Source organism: Streptomyces mayonensis (assembly GCF_018982965.1).
Classification (GTDB): Bacteria; Actinomycetota; Actinomycetes; order Streptomycetales; family Streptomycetaceae; genus Streptomyces; species Streptomyces mayonensis.
Map to the genome: position 1 here is coordinate 42402 of NZ_JACBYP010000012.1, position 17437 is coordinate 59838.

At 68.8% G+C, this 17437-nt stretch carries 21 protein-coding genes; 1 reads left to right on the forward strand and 20 read right to left on the reverse strand.

From position 1 onward, the window contains the following. From HZS56_RS06900 to HZS56_RS06915, 4 genes are all read right to left on the reverse strand, one after another. On the reverse strand, positions 1-483 hold the full coding sequence (locus tag HZS56_RS06900; protein ID WP_216719811.1) for a poly-gamma-glutamate biosynthesis protein PgsC/CapC: 483 nt from the start codon (positions 481-483) through the stop codon (positions 1-3). Further along, positions 480-2222, reverse strand: a complete 1743-nt coding sequence (gene pgsB / locus HZS56_RS06905; RefSeq protein ID WP_308408013.1) for a poly-gamma-glutamate synthase PgsB — start codon at positions 2220-2222, stop codon at positions 480-482. Before pgsB ends, HZS56_RS06900 begins: the two co-directional genes overlap by 4 nt. 3 nt (positions 2223-2225) lie before the next feature. Further along, positions 2226-4478, reverse strand: coding sequence for a HAMP domain-containing protein (locus HZS56_RS06910; protein WP_216719858.1), 2253 nt, complete (start codon positions 4476-4478; stop codon positions 2226-2228). 314 nt (positions 4479-4792) lie between these two features. Further along, the gene (locus tag HZS56_RS06915; RefSeq protein WP_374201097.1) at positions 4793-5950 is read right to left on the reverse strand and encodes a CapA family protein; all 1158 of its coding nucleotides are present in this window, start codon (positions 5948-5950) and stop codon (positions 4793-4795) included. 38 nt (positions 5951-5988) lie between these two features. Here HZS56_RS06915 and HZS56_RS06920 point away from each other — a divergent pair, with 38 nt between their 5' ends. Continuing rightward, entirely contained in the window at positions 5989-6972 is a 984-nt protein-coding gene (locus HZS56_RS06920; protein ID WP_253913843.1) for a hypothetical protein, read from the forward strand. Positions 6973-6993: 21 nt separating this feature from the next. Here the strand turns inward: HZS56_RS06920 and truA are convergent, their stop codons facing one another. The 16 genes from truA to rpsH all read right to left on the reverse strand — a co-directional run bounded on the left by truA (position 6994) and on the right by rpsH (position 17301). After that, positions 6994-7851, reverse strand: a complete 858-nt coding sequence (gene truA, locus HZS56_RS06925; RefSeq protein ID WP_216719812.1) for a tRNA pseudouridine(38-40) synthase TruA — start codon at positions 7849-7851, stop codon at positions 6994-6996. A gap of 70 nt (positions 7852-7921) precedes the next feature. Continuing rightward, positions 7922-8428: a 50S ribosomal protein L17 gene (gene rplQ / locus HZS56_RS06930; RefSeq protein WP_216719813.1), complete on the reverse strand. Its 507-nt coding sequence runs from the start codon at positions 8426-8428 to the stop codon at positions 7922-7924. Positions 8429-8636: 208 nt separating this feature from the next. Then, complete coding sequence (locus HZS56_RS06935; protein ID WP_003966937.1) at positions 8637-9659, reverse strand: DNA-directed RNA polymerase subunit alpha; 1023 nt, start codon at positions 9657-9659, stop codon at positions 8637-8639. A gap of 121 nt (positions 9660-9780) precedes the next feature. Continuing rightward, positions 9781-10185 carry a 30S ribosomal protein S11 gene (gene rpsK / locus HZS56_RS06940; RefSeq protein ID WP_007443997.1) on the reverse strand — a complete coding sequence of 135 codons (405 nt, stop codon included), beginning with the start codon at positions 10183-10185 and terminating at the stop codon, positions 9781-9783. Positions 10186-10251: 66 nt separating this feature from the next. Then, positions 10252-10632, reverse strand: coding sequence for a 30S ribosomal protein S13 (rpsM, locus tag HZS56_RS06945; protein WP_216719814.1), 381 nt, complete (start codon positions 10630-10632; stop codon positions 10252-10254). 221 nt (positions 10633-10853) lie between these two features. Next, the gene (gene rpmJ, locus HZS56_RS06950; RefSeq protein ID WP_003974245.1) at positions 10854-10967 is read right to left on the reverse strand and encodes a 50S ribosomal protein L36; all 114 of its coding nucleotides are present in this window, start codon (positions 10965-10967) and stop codon (positions 10854-10856) included. Positions 10968-11035: 68 nt separating this feature from the next. Beyond that, positions 11036-11257, reverse strand: coding sequence for a translation initiation factor IF-1 (gene infA / locus HZS56_RS06955; protein ID WP_003948620.1), 222 nt, complete (start codon positions 11255-11257; stop codon positions 11036-11038). A 175-nt stretch (positions 11258-11432) separates the two neighbouring features. Then, a complete protein-coding gene (map, locus tag HZS56_RS06960; RefSeq protein WP_216719815.1) occupies positions 11433-12269 on the reverse strand; it encodes a type I methionyl aminopeptidase in 837 nt (278 codons plus the stop codon). A gap of 169 nt (positions 12270-12438) precedes the next feature. Further along, positions 12439-13092 (reverse strand): adenylate kinase, encoded by a 654-nt coding sequence (locus HZS56_RS06965; protein WP_216719816.1) that lies wholly within the window; start codon positions 13090-13092, stop codon positions 12439-12441. After that, positions 13092-14405, reverse strand: coding sequence for a preprotein translocase subunit SecY (gene secY, locus HZS56_RS06970; protein ID WP_031041531.1), 1314 nt, complete (start codon positions 14403-14405; stop codon positions 13092-13094). Before secY ends, HZS56_RS06965 begins: the two co-directional genes overlap by 1 nt. Positions 14406-14661: 256 nt before the next feature. After that, positions 14662-15117 carry a 50S ribosomal protein L15 gene (gene rplO / locus HZS56_RS06975; protein WP_030745257.1) on the reverse strand — a complete coding sequence of 152 codons (456 nt, stop codon included), beginning with the start codon at positions 15115-15117 and terminating at the stop codon, positions 14662-14664. A gap of 2 nt (positions 15118-15119) precedes the next feature. Further along, positions 15120-15302, reverse strand: a complete 183-nt coding sequence (rpmD, locus tag HZS56_RS06980) for a 50S ribosomal protein L30 (RefSeq protein ID WP_006140898.1) — start codon at positions 15300-15302, stop codon at positions 15120-15122. Positions 15303-15304: 2 nt separating this feature from the next. Further along, positions 15305-15907 (reverse strand): 30S ribosomal protein S5, encoded by a 603-nt coding sequence (rpsE, locus tag HZS56_RS06985; protein WP_216719817.1) that lies wholly within the window; start codon positions 15905-15907, stop codon positions 15305-15307. Positions 15908-15951: 44 nt separating this feature from the next. Continuing rightward, positions 15952-16335, reverse strand: coding sequence for a 50S ribosomal protein L18 (rplR, locus tag HZS56_RS06990; RefSeq protein WP_030400228.1), 384 nt, complete (start codon positions 16333-16335; stop codon positions 15952-15954). 3 nt (positions 16336-16338) lie between these two features. Further along, positions 16339-16878, reverse strand: coding sequence for a 50S ribosomal protein L6 (gene rplF / locus HZS56_RS06995; protein ID WP_216719818.1), 540 nt, complete (start codon positions 16876-16878; stop codon positions 16339-16341). Positions 16879-16902: 24 nt separating this feature from the next. Continuing rightward, positions 16903-17301 (reverse strand): 30S ribosomal protein S8, encoded by a 399-nt coding sequence (gene rpsH, locus HZS56_RS07000; protein ID WP_003974254.1) that lies wholly within the window; start codon positions 17299-17301, stop codon positions 16903-16905. Positions 17302-17437 lie beyond the last annotated feature (136 nt).

Below are 17437 nucleotides of genomic sequence, written 5' to 3' on the forward strand. Positions count from 1 at the left end.
TCAGACGGTGGGCATGATGCCGAGCAGCAGCCCGGCCGCGACGACGATGTAGGCCATGAGCGAGACCGTGCCGGTGGCCAGCAGGGTGGCGCCCTTGGGCTGGCGCACCATCTGGTAGGCGACCAGGCCGGGCACGATGAACCCGAGGGTCTGGTTGCCGTACAGCAGCGGGAACTCGATCGAGAGCACGATCATCACCGTGGCCTGGAGCAGCACGCCGAGGAGCACCACCGCGGCGAAGAGCCGCTTGCCGTAGAGGATCACCAGCCGCTGCATGATCTTGGTGCCCGCGTAGGTCAACGCCGTGACGCCCACCATCATGGCCGCGCGCTGGAGGTCCTCGATGAGGGTCAGCGCGATCCAGCCCGGGGTGATCATGCCGCCGGGCGAGAGGTTGGTGGTGAGGTAGCACAGCAGTGAGAAGAACAGGCCTATGGCGATGCCGAGGGCGGCCATCTCGGGTGTGAGTGCGGCGGTGGTCAACGGGGTCTCCGGGCGGGTGGGCGGGAGGTCCCGCCGTGGGGATCGTCGTGCGCTGCGTCACGCGCTTCGTCGTGCGCTGCGTCATGCGTCGCGTCGTGCGGCGGCCAGGCCTGCCGGTCGGGGGTGGCGTACGGCCCGTACCGCGGCTGGGCGCGGTGGTGCCGGTCGTCGTACGACTGCTGCTCGTACTGCTCGTCGTACTGCTCCTCGCGCGGCTGCTCCTCGTACTGCTCCTCGTACGGCTGCTCGTCGTACTGCTGCTGCCGGTACGGCTGTTCCTCGTACTCGTCGTACTGCTCGTCGTACTGCGCGTCGTACCGCGCGTCGTGCCGCTGCCCGTACGGCTGCTCGTCGTACCGCTCGCCGTACCGCGGGCCCGCTCCGTACGGTCCCGTCGGCTGGGCCGGGACGCGGAGGACCGGGATCTCCTGGGTCTGCGAGGCCTGGTAGCGCTCCTCGTACGCGGTCGGGTACGAGGCGTACGGGTCCAGGCGCGGTGCCTGGACCGGGGCCGCGGCGGCCGGGCTCGGCGCGGCGGCACCGGTGTCGCCGTCGCCGTCGTCCGCCGGGAGCTCGGCCAGGTACTCCAGGAGTTCCTCGCCCTGGCCGTGGATGTTGCCGATGGCGACGAGGGAGGACCCGTCGGACATCCGGCCGAGCAGCGCCGGCATGAACTCGTCCGCCGAGCGTCGCTCACCGCCCAGGTCCACCGCCCGCTCGCGCCACGGGTCGGGGATCGCGTCGATGGCGCTCTTGGCGGGGTGCCCGATGACGAAGACGTTGTCCGGCCGCAGGTCGGGGATGATCTCGCCCATCTGCCCGTTGCGCTCGACGCGGTCCGGCCGGCAGTTGATCACGACGTTGAGCGGGCGGCGGACGGCGCCGAGGTCGAGCAGCTGGTTGATGTTCATCAGCGTCGACTCGGGGTCGTTGGCCGCGAAGACGTTGGCGAAGGCGAGCCGCTTGTCGTCGGGCGCCACGTAGCGCTCCACGGAGAGCACGCCCGGGTCCGGCGGGGCGTCGTACATGCCCTGGAGGGCGACCTGCCGCTCCACGCCCAGCAGTTCCGCGACGACCAGGGCGATCGCGACGTTCTCCTTGAAGGTGAACCAGCTGAAGCCGCGCAGCTCGTCGTCGGTGACCATCTCCGGGTCGGCGTAGACCAGCTTGCAGTTACGGGCGTCCGCCTCCTCCTGGAGGATGTGGAAGCGCTCCTGCTCGGCCGTGACGCAGATGCCGTTCTCCGGCATCGAACGGCACAGCGAGCGGGCCACGTCGTCCAGGGTGGGTCCCATCTCGGCGAGGTGGTCCTCGCGGACGTTGCACAGCACGCCGATCGTGGAGCGGATCAGCTTGCTCTGGTTGACCTCCTGGAGGGCGGGCATGACCGCCATGCACTCGATGACCAGCGCGTCGGGGCGGTAGGTGGCGGCCCGGCGCACGATGCCGATCTGCTCGACGACGTTGGCGATGCCGAACTTGCGGTAGACCGGCTCCTCGGTGGCGTCGGGATGGATGAAGCGCGCGGCCGTGCCGGTCGTCTTGGCCACCGTGACCAGGTCTCCGCCGCGCAGCGCGCCGGCGCACAGCCGGGTGATCGAGGACTTGCCGCGGATGCCGTTGACGAGCACGCGGGAGGGGATGGAGTGCAGTGCCGCGTAGTGGCGGCGCTGTTCCAGGATGCCGGCGGCGAGCAGGAACAGGCTGCCTGCCAGCAGGACGAAGTACAGGTAGAGCACGGGTCACCTTCCTCCGGCGCCGGGCCGGGACTCGGCGGGCCGGCGTGTCTGGTGCCGGCCGCGGGCCTGCAACTGCTGGCGGAGCAGTTCGAGGCTGCGGACGACGGCCCCGACCTCGTCCTGGTAGCGGGGGTAGTGCACGGTCTTGAGGTCGCCGCCGGCGAGCTTCTCGGCGCTGGTCGCCAGGGCCCGCAGCGGCCGTGCGACGACCAGGTGGATCCAGCCCAGGCAGACGACGATCGCGGCGAGGCCGAGCATCCCGGCGAGGACGCCGCGGTCCTCGCGCTCGTAGGCGGCGATCTCGAAGTGGTCGGCGTTCTGGCTGCTGACGACGGTCCAGCCGAGGTCGGAGGCGATGCCGCCGCCGGAGAAGGGCGCCGCCGCGGCCACCTCGACGTTGCCGCCCTCGCGGATCAGCAGGCCGTTCTCGACCGGTCCGGCGCCCACCCGTACGTTGCCGGCGCGGACCAGGTCGGTCAGCGTGCCGGACAGCTTCTCGAAGGCCAGGAAGCCGTCGCTGGCGGCGACGGTCCGTGCGTCGGCGTTCACGACCTTGACCTCGCCGAGGCCGGGCCGCTTCAGCAGCGAGTTGAGGAACTCCACCCGCACCTCGCCGACCAGGGTGGTGCCCTTGTGCTCCGGCACGGGCGCACCGGCCTGGATCACCGGCTTCTTGTCACCTCTGCCCGAGACGCGGACCAGCGGCAGGTCCCCGTCGTCGCTCCACTCGTGCGGGTCTCCCCCGGCGCGGGCGACGACCTCTCCGTCGGAGCCCACGACGTACAGGGCCTGGTAGCGGGTGTGCTCCTTCAGGGTGTCCGCCAGCAGGGTTCCGGCCGTGTCCGGGTCGTCGGCGTCGATCAGCCCGGAGGTGGAGACGAGGTCCGCCTGGGCCTCGTTGAGCGCGCGCCGGACCCGGTCGGCGATCAGGTCGGTGCGGTCGCGCTGGTCGTTGACGATGGTGGCGGGCACGCTGACCGAGCCGTCGGTGCGGTTCAGCAGCAGGCCGACCGGCACACACCACAGCAGCAGCAGGACGGCGGTCAGGGCGAGCGGCACGCGCACGCCGAGGCGGACCCCGCGGCCCTTGGTGCCCGGTCCCTGGCCCTCCGCGTCCCCGGTGCCGTCGAGTTGCGCCCGCAGGCGTTCCAGTGCGGCGCCGATCCGGGCGGCCTCGCCCCAGCGGGGCACCGCGACGGGGCGGGTCAGGTCGCCGCGGGCGAGCCGGCGGGACTCCAGGAACAGCCGGAGCAGGGGGCGCTGCACGGCCGCCCACAGCACCGCCGCGGCCAGCAGACCGAGCACGACCAGCGCCCCGGCCGCGACGAGACCGCCCAGTTCCCGGCCCGTCTCGGCCGCGCCCTGCTGCTGGACCACGGGCAGCATGGCCACCACCGTGAGCCCGAGGCCGGCGGCGACGCTGTCCTTCTCCTCCGGGTCGGAGGAGGCGAGGGAGGCGTAACCGGCCGTGGTGATCCGCCCGTTGTAGTCGTCGCCCAGCAGTGTCCCGCTGACGCCGGGATAGCCCCGGGAGCCCGGCTCCCGGGCGGTGACGGGATGGACCTCGGTGCGTTCGGCGGCCTGGTCGGACAGACGGGAGATCTGCTTCTGGAGGAAGGCCAGTTCCTTGCGCTGGGTGTCCGAGTTGAGCGCCTCGGACTCCTCGAACCCGGCCGTGGCCAGGACTTCTCCGTCGCGGGCCGCGACCGCCATGGTGCGGAAGGGGCCCATGGTGATGGCGGGCACGGACAGACTGTTGGAGGCGACCAGCAGGTGCTGCGGCCCGTCCTCCCAGTCGAGGACCGCCATCGTCATCAGCCGGACGTCACCGGTCTCCAGCCGGACCATACGAGGGGTCAGCGCGTGCTCTCCGGTGAGGACGTCCTTGTCGAGCCAGGCGAGAGGAATCCTTTCGCCACGTGCGGCGAGGACGTCACCGCTCTCGAGGTCGAGGACCGTGGTGCCGGTCCACTTCTGGTAGGTCTTCCCGAGGTCGGACAGGATCCGCTCGGGCTCGACGCGCGGCCCCTCGTTCAGGGCGGCGGCGGTGCGCTGCAGGTCCGTGACCCGTTCGTCGATCGAGGCGCGCAGCGCGATGGCGCCGTCCTCCGCGAAGTGCTGCTGCGAGGAGAGCACCGCCTTGGGCACCACGGCGTCCTCGCCGGGGCCCAGCACCTTCGCCGTGAGACCGGCGAGAGCGACGATCAGCAGACACAGCACCGCGATCGGGGGACGGATGCCGCCCAGGAGCGGCATGTCCGCACGTCTGCGGCTGCGCCGACGCCCTTTCCGGCCGGGCTGCGCGGCACGACTCGATGTCACCGGTCTTCTTCCTTGGTCGCAACAGGGATGTCCAGCGCGCGCTGGACGTACCGCCGCAGCGGTCGTGCGACGCCGTCATACAAAAGACTGATAATTAAAGAAAAGGTTGTACTCGCGCTCAGAAGCGGAAACCGAGCGGCAATCTCGCCGCTCGCTCTTCCCGCAGAGAGCCCAGAGAGCCCAGAGAGCCCAGAGAGCCCAGAGAGCCCAGAGAGCCCCGAGAGCCCCGAGAGCCCCGGGGAGGCTCGTCACTCCCCCAGGGAGAGCGGCTCCAGTCCGTCGCCTCCCGGCGCACCCCGGTTGTAGAGGAAGCCGCGAGTGCGGTCGGCCGCGAGCCGGTAGCGGGCGAGCCCGTCCTCGGAGAGGTCGCCGGGCTCGTCCAGCACCGACTGCACGTCCCTCACCCGGTGGTCCCCGACGACGCCGTCGGGGAGTTCCTCGCCGGGCTGGACCTCGGGCGGGATGTCCACCAGCGTGGTCCGGTAGCGCGCGGTGACGTCCCAGCCGTCCGCCGTCTCCCGGAACTCGAACCAGCCGATGGCCCCCTCCTCGGTGATCCCGCTCGGGGTGGAGTGCCGGGCGACCTGGTTGCCGAGGCTGTAGGCGACCCAGGTGCCGTTGACCTTCTGGATCGGCTGGACCACGTGGGCGTGGTGGCCGATGACCAGGTCGATCCCGGTCTCCTCGCTGATCCACTGCGCCAGCCGGATCTGGGAGGTGCTCGGTTCGTTGTAGTACTCGGCGCCCCAGTGGACGGACAGGACGACCACCTCGGCCCCCTGCTTCCGGGCCCTGGTCTCGGCCTTCTTGATCGCCGACCAGTCGGTGCTGTTGAGCACCCAGTCCTTGTCCTTGGGCGTCGGGTGGACGAAGGACTCCCAGGAGTACGACAGGTGCGCGACCTTGACTCCGTTGACGTCCCGGATGTTGGTCTTCTTGGCCTCCTCGGGCGTACGCGCCGAGCCGGTGTGTCCGAGGCCGGCCTCGTCCATGGCGTCGAGCGTGTTCCGTACGCCCGTCATGCCGTGGTCGAAGGTATGGTTGGAGGCGGTGGAGCAGGTGTCGTAGCCGACGTCCTTGAGCGCCGTCAGGACCTGCGGCGGCACCAGGAACTCCGGGTACCCCTGGAAGGGCCCCTTGGGCTTTCCGACGGGCGTCTCCATGTGACAGATCGCCAGGTCGGCCTTGCCGACGACCGGCTTCACCCCGGCGAGCAGCGGCCCGAAGTCGAGCCCCTCCACGCCCTTGCCGGTCTCCTCGGCGTCCTTGGCCGCCTGTTCCACCAGCTCGGGGTGGATGAGGATGTCCCCCGCGGCCGCCACGGTGAACGCGCGGCCGCCCGGCTTCGCCTGCGGCTCCACGGACTCGGCACCGCACGCCGTCGCCAGCGAGGCGGTGACGACCAGGGTCGCCAGGGGGCAACCGATACGGAGAGACTTACGGAATGTCACCGACACATGTTCACATGAACATCACAACTAGTTCTGCCTCTTCGATCACAAGACAGTCACACTTTGTGTGCGTTATCGGCCTAATCGGTGCCATTCTTGTTCTGGCCGGGTGCCAGGCATCGGTGGATCCCGCCACCGAGGACACCCAGCCGACGGCCCGGGAGCTGGTCGACCTGCGCAGCCGCGTGCTGTCCTACACGGAGGATCTGGACCCCGACGGCCCGTACGCACCTCCCTCGGACGAACAACTCACGCAGCTGGCCAAGGGCGTCGGCAGCCTGCTGGAGGGGGACGCCCGGGAGGCGGAGCACCTGCTCGCACCGGTCGGACTCGGCGTCACCCGGCTCACCGACATGGAGTCCGGCCGCCGTTACGACGAGGTCGCGGCCAACGGCCGGGGCAAGAGCGCCCGTTGGGGCCGGCTGTACCTGACCGCGGACTCCGGCGTCCGCTGGAGCGCCCAGGTGCCGCATCCCGTGTCCGACCAGTACACGGAGGACCTCGGCGTACGCCTGCTGGAGAAGACCCCGGGCGGCGCCCTGGTGGTGGCCGGCGCGCACCGGCGGGCCGGGAGCGGGGGCGCGGCCGACGTCGCCCACCGCGAGGACAGCGCCTTCCACGGCATCGTCCTGGAGCTGCAGAAACGCGGGGTGCCCGGCATCCAGCTGCACGGCTTCGCCGAGTCCACCACGGACCGCTACGACGCCGTCCTGTCCACCGGCGCGGCCGAGAGCGCCCCCGGCGAGGTCTCCGCCCTGGCCGACCGGATGGAGTCGGAGGGGCTGCGGGTCTGCCGGGGCTGGTCGGCGCGCTGCCCGCTGGAGGGCACCACGAACGTCCAGGGCCGGGCGGCCCAGCGGCAGCACGCGACCTTCGTCCACCTGGAGCTGTCCCCCGACGCCCGAGGCGACGGCCGCGACGCCGACGAGGCCGCGACCGCCGTGACGGACCTGCTCACCACCTGGTCGGACGACTGACCCCGCGTGTGCGGCAGCCGCTCAGCAGCAGCCCGCACCCGGCAGCGACCGCTTGTTGCGGGCCTCCTTGTTACGGGCGGCCAGCTGTGCGTCGGCCGGGTAGCCGACCTCCTCCAGGGTCAGCCCGTGCGGCCGTACGACGTGCACGGCGGAGTCCCGTACGCCCGCCGCGAGCACCTTCGCCGGCCAGTGAGGGGCGCGGTGGCCGTCGCCGACGAACAGCAGCGCCCCGATCAGGGAGCGCACCATGTTGTGGCAGAAGGCGTCCGCCCGCACGGTGGCCGTGACGATCCCGTCGTCCGCACCCCGCACCAGGCTCAGCTCCTGCAGCGTGCGGATGGTGGTGGCGCCCTCCCGCTTCTTGCAGTACGCGGCGAAGTCGTGCTCCCCGAGCAGCCCGCGGGCGGCCTCGTTCATGGCGTCCACGTCGAGCGGCCAGTCGTGCCACAGCACATGCCCGCGCAGCAGCGGGTCGACACCGCCCGGGTTGTCGGTGACGCGGTAGGCGTAGCGCCGCCAGACGGCGGAGAACCGGGCGTTGAACCCGGCCGGCGCCTCCCTGAGCGCCCAGACCCTTACGTCCCTGGGCAGCCGTCCGGCGAGCCGCTTGAGCAGCTTCACGTGGTGCTCGGCCCACACCTCGCGCGGCAGATCGACGTGGGCGACCTGCCCCCGGGCATGGACCCCGGCGTCGGTGCGTCCCGCCACGGTCAGCTCGTACGTCCGGCCCGACCGGGTCACCGTCCGCAGCGCGTCCTCGATCTCCCCCTGCACGGTCCGCCGGCCGCCGGCCTGCTTGGCCCAGCCGGAGAACTCGGTCCCGTCGTAGGAGAGGTCCAGACGCACCCGCACGAACCCGGGCTCCACTTCATCACTCACCCAGAGATCCTCTCAGCCCAAACGAAAGCGGGCCCGCCCCCCGAAAGGAACGGACCCGCAGCCGGAGCGCTTACGCGTCCTTCGACTCCTCGGCCGCAGCCTCGTCGTCGGCCTTGGTCGTGTCGACCTTGGCCTCGGAGACCTCGGCGGAGCCCTCCGCGTCCTTGGCGGCACGCTTCGTCGCGGCCTCGGCCTCACCGGTGGCCTCCTGGGCCACGGTCAGCGCCTCGACCAGCTCGATGACGGCCATGGGCGCGTTGTCGCCACGGCGGTTCCCGATCTTGGTGATGCGGGTGTAGCCACCGGGACGGTTCTCGTAGCGCGGGCCGATCTCGGTGAAGAGCGTGTGGACGACGCTCTTGTCCGTGATCACCTGGAGCACCTGACGGCGGTTGTGAAGGTCGCCCTTCTTCGCCTTGGTGACCAGACGCTCGGCGTACGGACGCAGCCTGCGCGCCTTCGCCTCGGTGGTGGTGATGCGGCCGTGCTCGAAGAGGCTCTTCGCCAGGTTCGCGAGGAGCAGCTTCTCGTGCGCGGCGCTGCCGCCCAGACGGGCACCCTTGGTGGGCTTCGGCATGGTGTTTCTCCTAGGGGTCTGCCCCGGCCGTATCAGGTACCGGAGTCAGTATCCGAGCAGGCGGTCGCCTGTCGGAGATCCGAGCACAGGTTCCGAAGGGACCGTGCTCGGAAGGGGCGCGGGGCGATGTCGATGTGCGACTCCGTCGCGTGCGCGCGAGAAGCCACAGCGCACCCGCGCCCGAGAACGGACCAGCCGGCCCGAGCTCTCAGTACTGCTCGGTCTCCACGAACCCGGCGTCCGCGTCGTCGTCCGCGCCGAACGCGTCCGCCGCGGCGGTCGGGTCGAAGCCGGGGGGCGAGTCCTTCAGCGCCAGCCCCATACCCGCGAGCTTCGCCTTGACCTCGTCGATCGACTTCGCACCAAAGTTGCGGATGTCGAGCAGGTCCGCCTCCGAGCGGGCAACGAGCTCACCCACGGAGTGGATGCCCTCGCGCTTGAGGCAGTTGTACGACCGAACGGTGAGCTCCAGCTCCTCGATCGGCAGCGCCAGATCGGCGGCGAGCGCGGCGTCCGTCGGGGACGGACCCATGTCGATGCCCTCGGCGTCGATGTTCAGCTCGCGGGCGAGACCGAACAGCTCGACGAGGGTCTTGCCCGCGGAGGCCATGGCGTCACGCGGACGCATCGCCTGCTTGGTCTCGACGTCGACGATCAGCTTGTCGAAGTCGGTGCGCTGCTCGACACGCGTGGCCTCGACCTTGTACGTGACCTTGAGAACCGGCGAGTAGATCGAGTCGACCGGGATGCGCCCGATCTCCTGACCGACCTGCTTGTTCTGCACGGCGGAGACGTAGCCGCGGCCGCGCTCGACGGTCAGCTCCATCTCCAGCTTGCCCTTGCCGTTGAGCGTGGCGAGGACGAGGTCGGGGTTGTGCACCTCGACACCGGCCGGGGGCGCGATGTCGGCGGCGGTGACCAGACCCGGGCCCTGCTTGCGCAGGTACATCACGACGGGCTCGTCGTGCTCCGAGGAGACGACCAGCTGCTTGATGTTGAGGATCAGGTCGGTGACGTCCTCCTTGACGCCCGGCACGGTGGTGAACTCGTGCAGGACACCGTCGATCCGGATCGACGTGACCGCCGCACCCGGGATCGAGGACAGGAGGGTCCGGCGCAGGGAGTTGCCGAGGGTGTAGCCGAAGCCCGGCTCCAGCGGCTCGATGACGAACCGGGAGCGGAACTCGTCGACGACCTCTTCGGTCAACGAGGGACGCTGAGCGATCAGCATGTGGTGTTCCTTCAGTCAGGGGCGCCCGCTATTTGACGCCCGACTCGTACTGCAAGGGTACGGGCGATACGACCCGAAAGAGCCGTACCGCCCGGAAGACCCTGGTGAAGCAGCCGGTGCGTCAGACGCGGCGGCGCTTCGGCGGACGGCAGCCGTTGTGCGGGGTCGGCGTGACGTCCTGGATGGAGCCGACCTCGAGGCCGGTCGCCTGCAGGGAGCGGATGGCGGTCTCACGACCGGAACCCGGGCCCTTCACGAAGACGTCGACCTTGCGCATGCCGTGCTCCTGCGCGCGGCGGGCAGCCGACTCGGCGGCCATCTGCGCGGCGAACGGCGTGGACTTCCGGGAGCCCTTGAAGCCGACGTGGCCGGCGGAGGCCCAGGAGATCACGTTGCCGGTCGGGTCCGTGATGGACACGATCGTGTTGTTGAACGTGCTCTTGATGTGCGCGTGGCCGTGAGCGACGTTCTTCTTTTCCTTGCGGCGCACCTTCTTGGTCGCGCCCTGACGTCCCTTGGGGGGCATGTCGTTCTCCTACGGGAGGTGGTCGGTCCTACAGCGAAGACCGCTGGACGGCGAGTCCGCTGCGGACTACTTCTTGCCCGGCTTCTTCTTGCCGGCGATGGCGCGACGCGGGCCCTTGCGGGTACGGGCGTTCGTGCTGGTGCGCTGACCTCGGACGGGCAGACCGCGACGGTGACGGAGACCCTGGTAGGTACCGATCTCCACCTTGCGGCGGATGTCGGCCTGAATCTCACGACGGAGGTCACCCTCGGTCCTGATGTTGTTGTCGACGTACTCGCGGATCGCGACGAGCTGCTCCTCGGAGAGGTCCCGGACACGGGTGTTCGGGTCCACGCCGACGGCGGCGAGCGTCTGCTGCGAGAGGGTCCGGCCGATGCCGAACACGTAGGTGAGGGCGATCTCCACGCGCTTTTCGCGCGGGATGTCAACACCGGAAACGCGTGCCATTCAATGGCTCCAGTTTGTTGTCGGAGGTCTTCCACAGAACCGGATCCCGGCCGCCGGCACCTTCACGCTGTTCGGAAAAGACAGCCGAAGACTTGGTACGGCTCGGGTCCCCGGCCTCCGAGCCGGGGGTGTCGGACGATCGCTCGCCCGGGTCCTGCGTATGAACATGTTCAGCTCGCGTCGCGCGAAGTACTGCGAAGCGCGGGGGGAACGGTCAGGCGTCAGCCCTGGCGCTGCTTGTGGCGCGGGTTGTCGCAGATGACCATGACCCGGCCGTGACGGCGGATCACCCTGCACTTGTCGCAGATCTTCTTGACGCTCGGCTTGACCTTCATGGGTGTGAGGTTCTCCGGGTCAGTTGCCGGCGGACCCGCGTGGAGCACACACGGGACGTGGGCAAGATCTACTTGTACCGGTAGACGATCCGGCCACGCGTCAGGTCGTACGGAGACAGCTCCACCACGACCCGGTCGTCAGGGAGGATGCGGATGTAGTGCATGCGCATCTTGCCGCTGATGTGTGCCAGGACCTGGTGGCCGTTCTGGAGCTCCACCTTGAACATCGCGTTCGGAAGAGACTCGACGACAGTGCCTTCGATCTCGATGGCACCTTGCTTCTTGGCCACGCTTTGCCCTTCGAATCGACTACCTTGATCGACTCGCACGGCAATCCATGGAGACATGGGGATGCACGGGAGCCGACGAGTCAGTCTACGTCAGTACCCCCGGAAAGACGAAACCGGGAAGTCTGCCCCGGATGCGAGATCGTTATGCGGGGCCTGCGCCGTCGGCACCGGTCCCTCACGCCAGTGGATCGGGCGCCGCGGTGACACCCAGCTCCGCCAGCTTCGCCCGGCCCCCGTCGGGCGCCGTCAGGACCAGCGGGCCCTCATCCGTCAGCGCCACCGAGTGCTCCCAGTGCGAGGACCAGGTGCCGTCGGTCGTGACGACCGTCCACTCGTCCTCCAGGACCTGCGTGCGCGGGGTGCCGAGGGACACCATCGGCTCGATGGCCAGGCAGAAACCGGGGATCAGCTTGGGTCCCTTGCCGCGCTTGCGGTCGACGTAGTTCAGCAGGTGGGGGTCCATGTGCATCTCGGTGCCGATGCCGTGGCCGCCGTAGTCCGCGACGATGCCGTACTTGCCGCCGCCGGGCCTGGGCTGGCGGCGGATGTAGGTCTCGATGGCCCGGGAGACGTCCACCAGGCGGTTGCCCTGCTTCATGGCCGCGATGCCAGCCCACATCGACTCCTCGGTCACCCGGGAGAGCTCGACCAGCTCCGGGGAGTGACCGGAGCCGACGAAGGCCGTGTAGGCGGCGTCGCCGTGCCAGCCGTCGATGATCGCGCCGCAGTCGACCGAGATGACGTCGCCGTCCTTCAGGACCACCTCGTCGGACGGGATGCCGTGGACGACGACCTCGTTCACCGAGGTGCAGATGGTGGCCGGGAAGCCGCCGTAGCCGAGGAAGTTCGGCTTCGCGTCGTGCTCCGCGAGGACCTTGCGGGCGACCTGGTCCAGGTCCCTGGTCGTCGCACCGGGCACGGCGGCCTCACGGGTGGCCGCGTGGATGGCGGCTACGACCAGCCCCGCCTCGCGCATCTTGGCGATCTGCTCGGGGTTCTTGATCTGCACCATGGGGGCTGCGGCCTTTCTGGACTGAACCGGTGGGGACGGGACGAGGACTGTTCGACAACGAGGGCTGATTCAACAATGAGGAGTACTTCAACCATACGGGCGGGGCCGCCCCGCCCACAGCACAGCCGCGGCCCCGGGCGAGGGACCGCGGCTGCAGCCGGGCGGAGCACTACTGGTCGCGCTTGAGCGCCTCCAGCGCACGGCGCGTGACCTCGTCCACGGGACCGGTCGCCGCGATGGTGGCGACCAGGCCCTGCGACTTGTAGTAGTCGATGATCGGCTCGGTCTGCGTGTGGTAGACCTCCAGCCGCTTGCGGACCGTCTCCTCGGAGTCGTCGTCCCGCTGGTACAGCTCGCCGCCGCAGACGTCGCAGACGCCTTCCTTCTTCGGCGGGGTGTACGACACGTGGAAGACGTGGGCCGAGTCGTTGCGGCAGACGCGCCGGCCGGCGATCCGCTTGACGACCTCGTCCTCCGGGGCCTCCAGGTCCAGCACCGCGTCGAGCTTCATGTCCTCGGTCTCGAGCAGCTCGTCCAGCGCCTCGGCCTGGGAGACGTTGCGCGGGAAACCGTCCAGGAGGAAGCCGCCCTCGGCGTCGGGCTGCTCCATCCGGTCCTTCGCCATGGCGATGGTGACCTCGTCGGGGACGAGGTTGCCGGCGTCCATGTAGGACTTCGCGAGCTTGCCCAGTTCGGTCTGCTGGCTGATGTTCGCGCGGAACAGGTCGCCCGTGGAGATGTGCGGAATGTGCAGCGTCTCGGCAAGGCGGGTGGCCTGCGTTCCCTTTCCGGCGCCCGGCGGCCCGACGAGGACGATTCGCATCAGCGGAGGAACCCTTCGTAATTGCGCTGCTGGAGCTGGCTCTCGATCTGCTTCACCGTCTCGAGACCGACACCCACGATGATCAGGATGCTGGTGCCGCCGAACGGGAAGTTCTGGTTTGCCCCGAAACCAGCCAACGCCATTGTCGGGACGAGAGCGATCAGACCCAAGTACAGCGAACCCGGCCAGGTGATCCGGTTGAGTACGTAGCTCAGATACTCAGCGGTCGGTCGGCCAGCCCGGATGCCCGGGATGAAGCCACCATACTTCTTCATGTTGTCCGCGACTTCCTCGGGGTTGAACGAGATGGCCACGTAGAAGAAGGCGAAGAACACGATGAGGAAGAAGTACAGAATGATGTGCGGCGTCGCGGCCGTGTCCGCGAGGTTCTTCGTGATCCAGGTCGCCCAGCCCGCCTGCGAGTTCGAGAACTGGACGATCAGCGCGGGGATGTAGAGCAGCGACGAGGCGAAGATGACGGGGATGACGCCCGCCTGGTTCACCTTGAGCGGGATGTACGTCGAGGTGCCGCCGTAGGAGCGGCGGCCGATCATGCGCTTGGCGTACTGGACCGGGATGCGGCGCTGTGCCTGCTCCACGAAGACCACGAGGCCGACCATGACGAGGCCGACGGCGATGACGGTGCCGAACTCGATCCAGCCGCCCGCCAGGTCGCCCTGCTTCTTGATGGCCCACAGGGCGGAGGGGAAGGTCGCGGCGATCGAGATGAACATCAGGATCGACATGCCGTTGCCGATGCCGCGGTCGGTGACCAGCTCGCCGAGCCACATGACGACGGCGGTGCCGGCGGTCATGCAGATGACCATGACGATGGTGGTGAAGATCGACTGGTCGGGGACGATCTGGCCGGCGACGGTGCAGCCCGAGAAGAGGGTGCCACTGCGGGCGGTGGCCACGAGGCCGGTGCCCTGGAGGATGGCGAGCGCGATGGTCAGGTAACGGGTGTACTGCGTGATCTTCGCCGTGCCCGCCTGGCCCTCCTTCTTGAGGGCTTCCAGACGCGGGATCACCACGGTCAGCAGCTGCAGAATGATGCTGGCGGTGATGTACGGCATGATGCCGAGCGCGAAGACCGTGATCTGCAGCAGGGCGCCACCGCTGAACATGTTGACCAGGCCGAAGAGACCCTGGTTGCCGGACGCCTGGTCCACGCACTCCTGGACGTTCTTGTAGTCGACGCCGGGAATGGGGATGTGGGTACCGAGCCGGTACACCACGATGATGCCGAGCGTGAAGAGCAGCTTCTTGCGCAGGTCGGGCGTCTTGAACGCCCGGGCGAACGCGGTGAGCACGGTGCCTCCTGCGACCCCCGCGCTACTGCGTCAAGGGTGACGGTCTTGAGGTTCGACTGACGACTGATAAGTGGACGGCTAAGTGAGTAACGGTGGACCGCCGCTCAGAGTGCCTCATGCGACGCACTCGTGAAAGAGGGCAGCGCAGGCCACCTTACCGGCGGGAGCACTTACCTTGGAACGACCAACCGGGGATACCCCATTTGTGGGGCATCCCCGGTCGGGATCGCTCAAGTCATCGAGGCGCCTGAAGGGTTCAGACGAGCTCGGTGACGGTACCGCCGGCGGCGGTGATCTTCTCCTTGGCGGAGCCGGAGACGGCGTCGACCGTCACCTGCAGCGCCACGGAGACCTCGCCCTGGCCGAGGACCTTGACGAGGCTGTTCTTGCGAACGGCACCCTTGGCCACCAGGCCCTCGACGGTGACCTCGCCACCCTCGGGGTACAGCGCGGCCAGCTTGTCGAGGTTCACGACCTGGTACTCGGTCTTGAACGGGTTCTTGAAGCCCTTCAGCTTCGGGAGACGCATGTGGAGGGGCATCTGGCCACCCTCGAAGCGCTCCGGAACCTGGTAACGGGCCTTCGTGCCCTTGGTACCACGACCGGCCGTCTTACCCTTCGACGCCTCACCACGACCGACACGGGTCTTGGCGGTCTTGGCGCCCGGGGCGGGACGGAGGTTGTGGATCTTGAGCGGGTTCTGCTCCGCCATGATCAGTCGACCTCCTCGACCGACACGAGGTGGCGGACGGTGTGCACCATGCCGCGGAACTCGGGGCGGTCCTCCTTGACGACCTGCGTGTTGATGCCCTTGAGACCAAGGGAACGCAGGGTGTCACGGTGGTTCTGCTTGCTGCCGATGTAGGACTTGACCTGCGTAATCTTGAGCTGCGCCATGATTACGCACCCGCCCCGGCACGCGCACGGAGAAGAGCCGCGGGGGCGACGTCCTCGAGCGGCAGACCACGGCGGGCCGCGATCTCCTCGGGACGCTGCAGGCCCCTGAGGGCCTCCACGGTCGCGTGCACGATGTTGATCTGGTTGTCGGAGCCGAGCGACTTCGACAGCACGTCGTGGATACCGGCGCACTCGAGCACGGCACGCACCGGACCACCGGCGATCACACCGGTACCGGGCGACGCGGGCTTGAGCAGCACGACGCCGGCAGCCTTCTCACCCTGGATGGGGTGCGGGATGGTGCCCTGGATGCGGGGGACCTTGAAGAAGTGCTTCTTGGCCTCCTCCACACCCTTGGCGATGGCGGCCGGCACCTCCTTGGCCTTGCCGTATCCGACACCCACGGTGCCGTCACCGTCGCCCACCACGACCAGCGCGGTGAAGCTGAAGCGACGACCACCCTTCACAACCTTGGCGACGCGGTTGATCGCGACAACGCGCTCAACGTACGCGGTCTTCTCGGCGGCTGCGCCACCGTCGCGACCCTTCCGGTCCCGCCGCTCGCCGCCACCGGCACCGCCACCGCGGCGCTGGGGTCCAGCCATTGGAATTACCTCTCTCTGTTTCCGCTAGCGATACGGAACCGGGCTCAGAACTTGAGTCCAGCTTCGCGGGCGGCGTCCGCCAGGGCGGCGATGCGCCCGGCGTACTGGTTACCACCACGGTCGAACACGACGGCCTCGATGCCCGCGGCCCGGGCACGCTCGGCGACCAGGGCGCCGACCTGCTTGGCCTGCGCGGACTTGTCGGCCTCGCCGCCGCGGATCGAGGTGTCCAGGGTGGACGCCGACGCAAGGGTGTGACCCTTGAGGTCGTCGATCACCTGGGCCACGATGTGGCGGTTCGAGCGAGTAACGACCAGACGGGGACGCTCCGCCGTACCCGAGAGATTCTTGCGAATCCGGATGTGGCGGCGCTTGATCGCGGCGCGCTTGTAGGCGTCGCCCTTGAGGATCTTCTGCCCGTATGCCATGGCTTACTTACCCGCCTTTCCGACCTTGCGGCGGATGACTTCGCCCTCGTACCTGACGCCCTTGGCCTTGTACGGGTCGGGCTTGCGCAGCTTGCGGATGTTGGCCGCAACCTCGCCGACCTTCTGCTTGTCGATGCCCTCGACCGAGAAGTGGGTCGGGTTCTCCACCTTGAAGGTGATGCCCTCGGGGGCCTCGACCAGGATCGGGTGGCTGTAGCCGAGGGAGAACTCCAGGTTCGAACCCTTGGCGATCACGCGGTAACCGACACCGCTGATCTCGAGCTTCTTCACGTAACCCTGGGTCACGCCGGTGATCATGTTCGCCACCAGCGTGCGGGACAGGCCGTGCAGGGCCTTGCTCTGACGCTCTTCGTTGGGGCGGGTGACGTTCAGCACGCCGTCCTCACCCTTGGCGATGTCGATCGGTGCCACGACGGTGTGGGTCAGCGAGCCCTTGGGGCCCTTGACCGAGACCGTACGGCCGTCGATGGTGACGTCCACGCCGGCGGGAACCGCGATGGGGAGCTTGCCGATGCGCGACATAGCTGTTTCCTCCGTTCCCTTCCGTTACCAGACGTAGGCGAGAACTTCTCCGCCTACGCCCTTCTTGCCGGCCTGCTTGTCGGTGAGGAGCCCGTGCGACGTGGAGATGATCGCCACGCCGAGGCCGCCCAGCACCTTGGGCAGGTTGGTGGACTTCGCGTACACCCGGAGACCGGGCTTGGAGATCCGCTTGATGCCCGCGATGGAGCGCTCACGGTTCGGACCGAACTTCAGCTCGAGGGTGAGGTTCTTGCCGACCTCGGCGTCCTCGGTCTTCCAGCCGGTGATGAAGCCCTCCTGCTGGAGGATCTCCGCGATGTGAGACTTGATCTTGGACGCCGGCATCGTCACGGAGTCGTGGTACGCCGAGTTCGCGTTCCGCAGACGCGTAAGCATGTCTGCGATCGGATCAGTCATGGTCATGAATTGGCCTTCGGCCTCTCTCGCCGGGGTTTCCTGGTGCGCCATCCCTCTCCCCGATCCGAGACGGGACGGGTGCGGCGCGGTGGACCTACGGCGTAGTAAGTCGATTCGGGCGGCAGACGCCCAACCCCGCAAG

What these genes read in the sequence shown, in the direction of transcription:
- rplR (WP_030400228.1), bottom strand. Translation starts at nt 16,335, where the DNA reads ATGGCATACGGGCAGAAGATCCTCAAGGGCGACGCCTACAAGCGCGCC.
- rplQ (WP_216719813.1), bottom strand. Translation starts at nt 8,428, where the DNA reads ATGCCGAAGCCCACCAAGGGTGCCCGTCTGGGCGGCAGCGCCGCGCAC.
- rpsH (WP_003974254.1), bottom strand. Translation starts at nt 17,301, where the DNA reads ATGACCATGACTGATCCGATCGCAGACATGCTTACGCGTCTGCGGAAC.
- rplF (WP_216719818.1), bottom strand. Translation starts at nt 16,878, where the DNA reads ATGTCGCGCATCGGCAAGCTCCCCATCGCGGTTCCCGCCGGCGTGGAC.
- HZS56_RS06935 (WP_003966937.1), bottom strand. Translation starts at nt 9,659, where the DNA reads ATGCTGATCGCTCAGCGTCCCTCGTTGACCGAAGAGGTCGTCGACGAG.
- rplO (WP_030745257.1), bottom strand. Translation starts at nt 15,117, where the DNA reads ATGGCGGAGCAGAACCCGCTCAAGATCCACAACCTCCGTCCCGCCCCG.
- HZS56_RS06910 (WP_216719858.1), bottom strand. Translation starts at nt 4,478, where the DNA reads ATGCCGCTCCTGGGCGGCATCCGTCCCCCGATCGCGGTGCTGTGTCTG.
- HZS56_RS06965 (WP_216719816.1), bottom strand. Translation starts at nt 13,092, where the DNA reads ATGCGAATCGTCCTCGTCGGGCCGCCGGGCGCCGGAAAGGGAACGCAG.
- rpsM (WP_216719814.1), bottom strand. Translation starts at nt 10,632, where the DNA reads ATGGCACGCGTTTCCGGTGTTGACATCCCGCGCGAAAAGCGCGTGGAG.
- rpsE (WP_216719817.1), bottom strand. Translation starts at nt 15,907, where the DNA reads ATGGCTGGACCCCAGCGCCGCGGTGGCGGTGCCGGTGGCGGCGAGCGG.
- rpsK (WP_007443997.1), bottom strand. Translation starts at nt 10,185, where the DNA reads ATGCCCCCCAAGGGACGTCAGGGCGCGACCAAGAAGGTGCGCCGCAAG.
- HZS56_RS06920 (WP_253913843.1), top strand. Translation starts at nt 5,989, where the DNA reads ATGTCACCGACACATGTTCACATGAACATCACAACTAGTTCTGCCTCT.
- rpmJ (WP_003974245.1), bottom strand. Translation starts at nt 10,967, where the DNA reads ATGAAGGTCAAGCCGAGCGTCAAGAAGATCTGCGACAAGTGCAGGGTG.
- rpmD (WP_006140898.1), bottom strand. Translation starts at nt 15,302, where the DNA reads ATGGCGCAGCTCAAGATTACGCAGGTCAAGTCCTACATCGGCAGCAAG.
- map (WP_216719815.1), bottom strand. Translation starts at nt 12,269, where the DNA reads ATGGTGCAGATCAAGAACCCCGAGCAGATCGCCAAGATGCGCGAGGCG.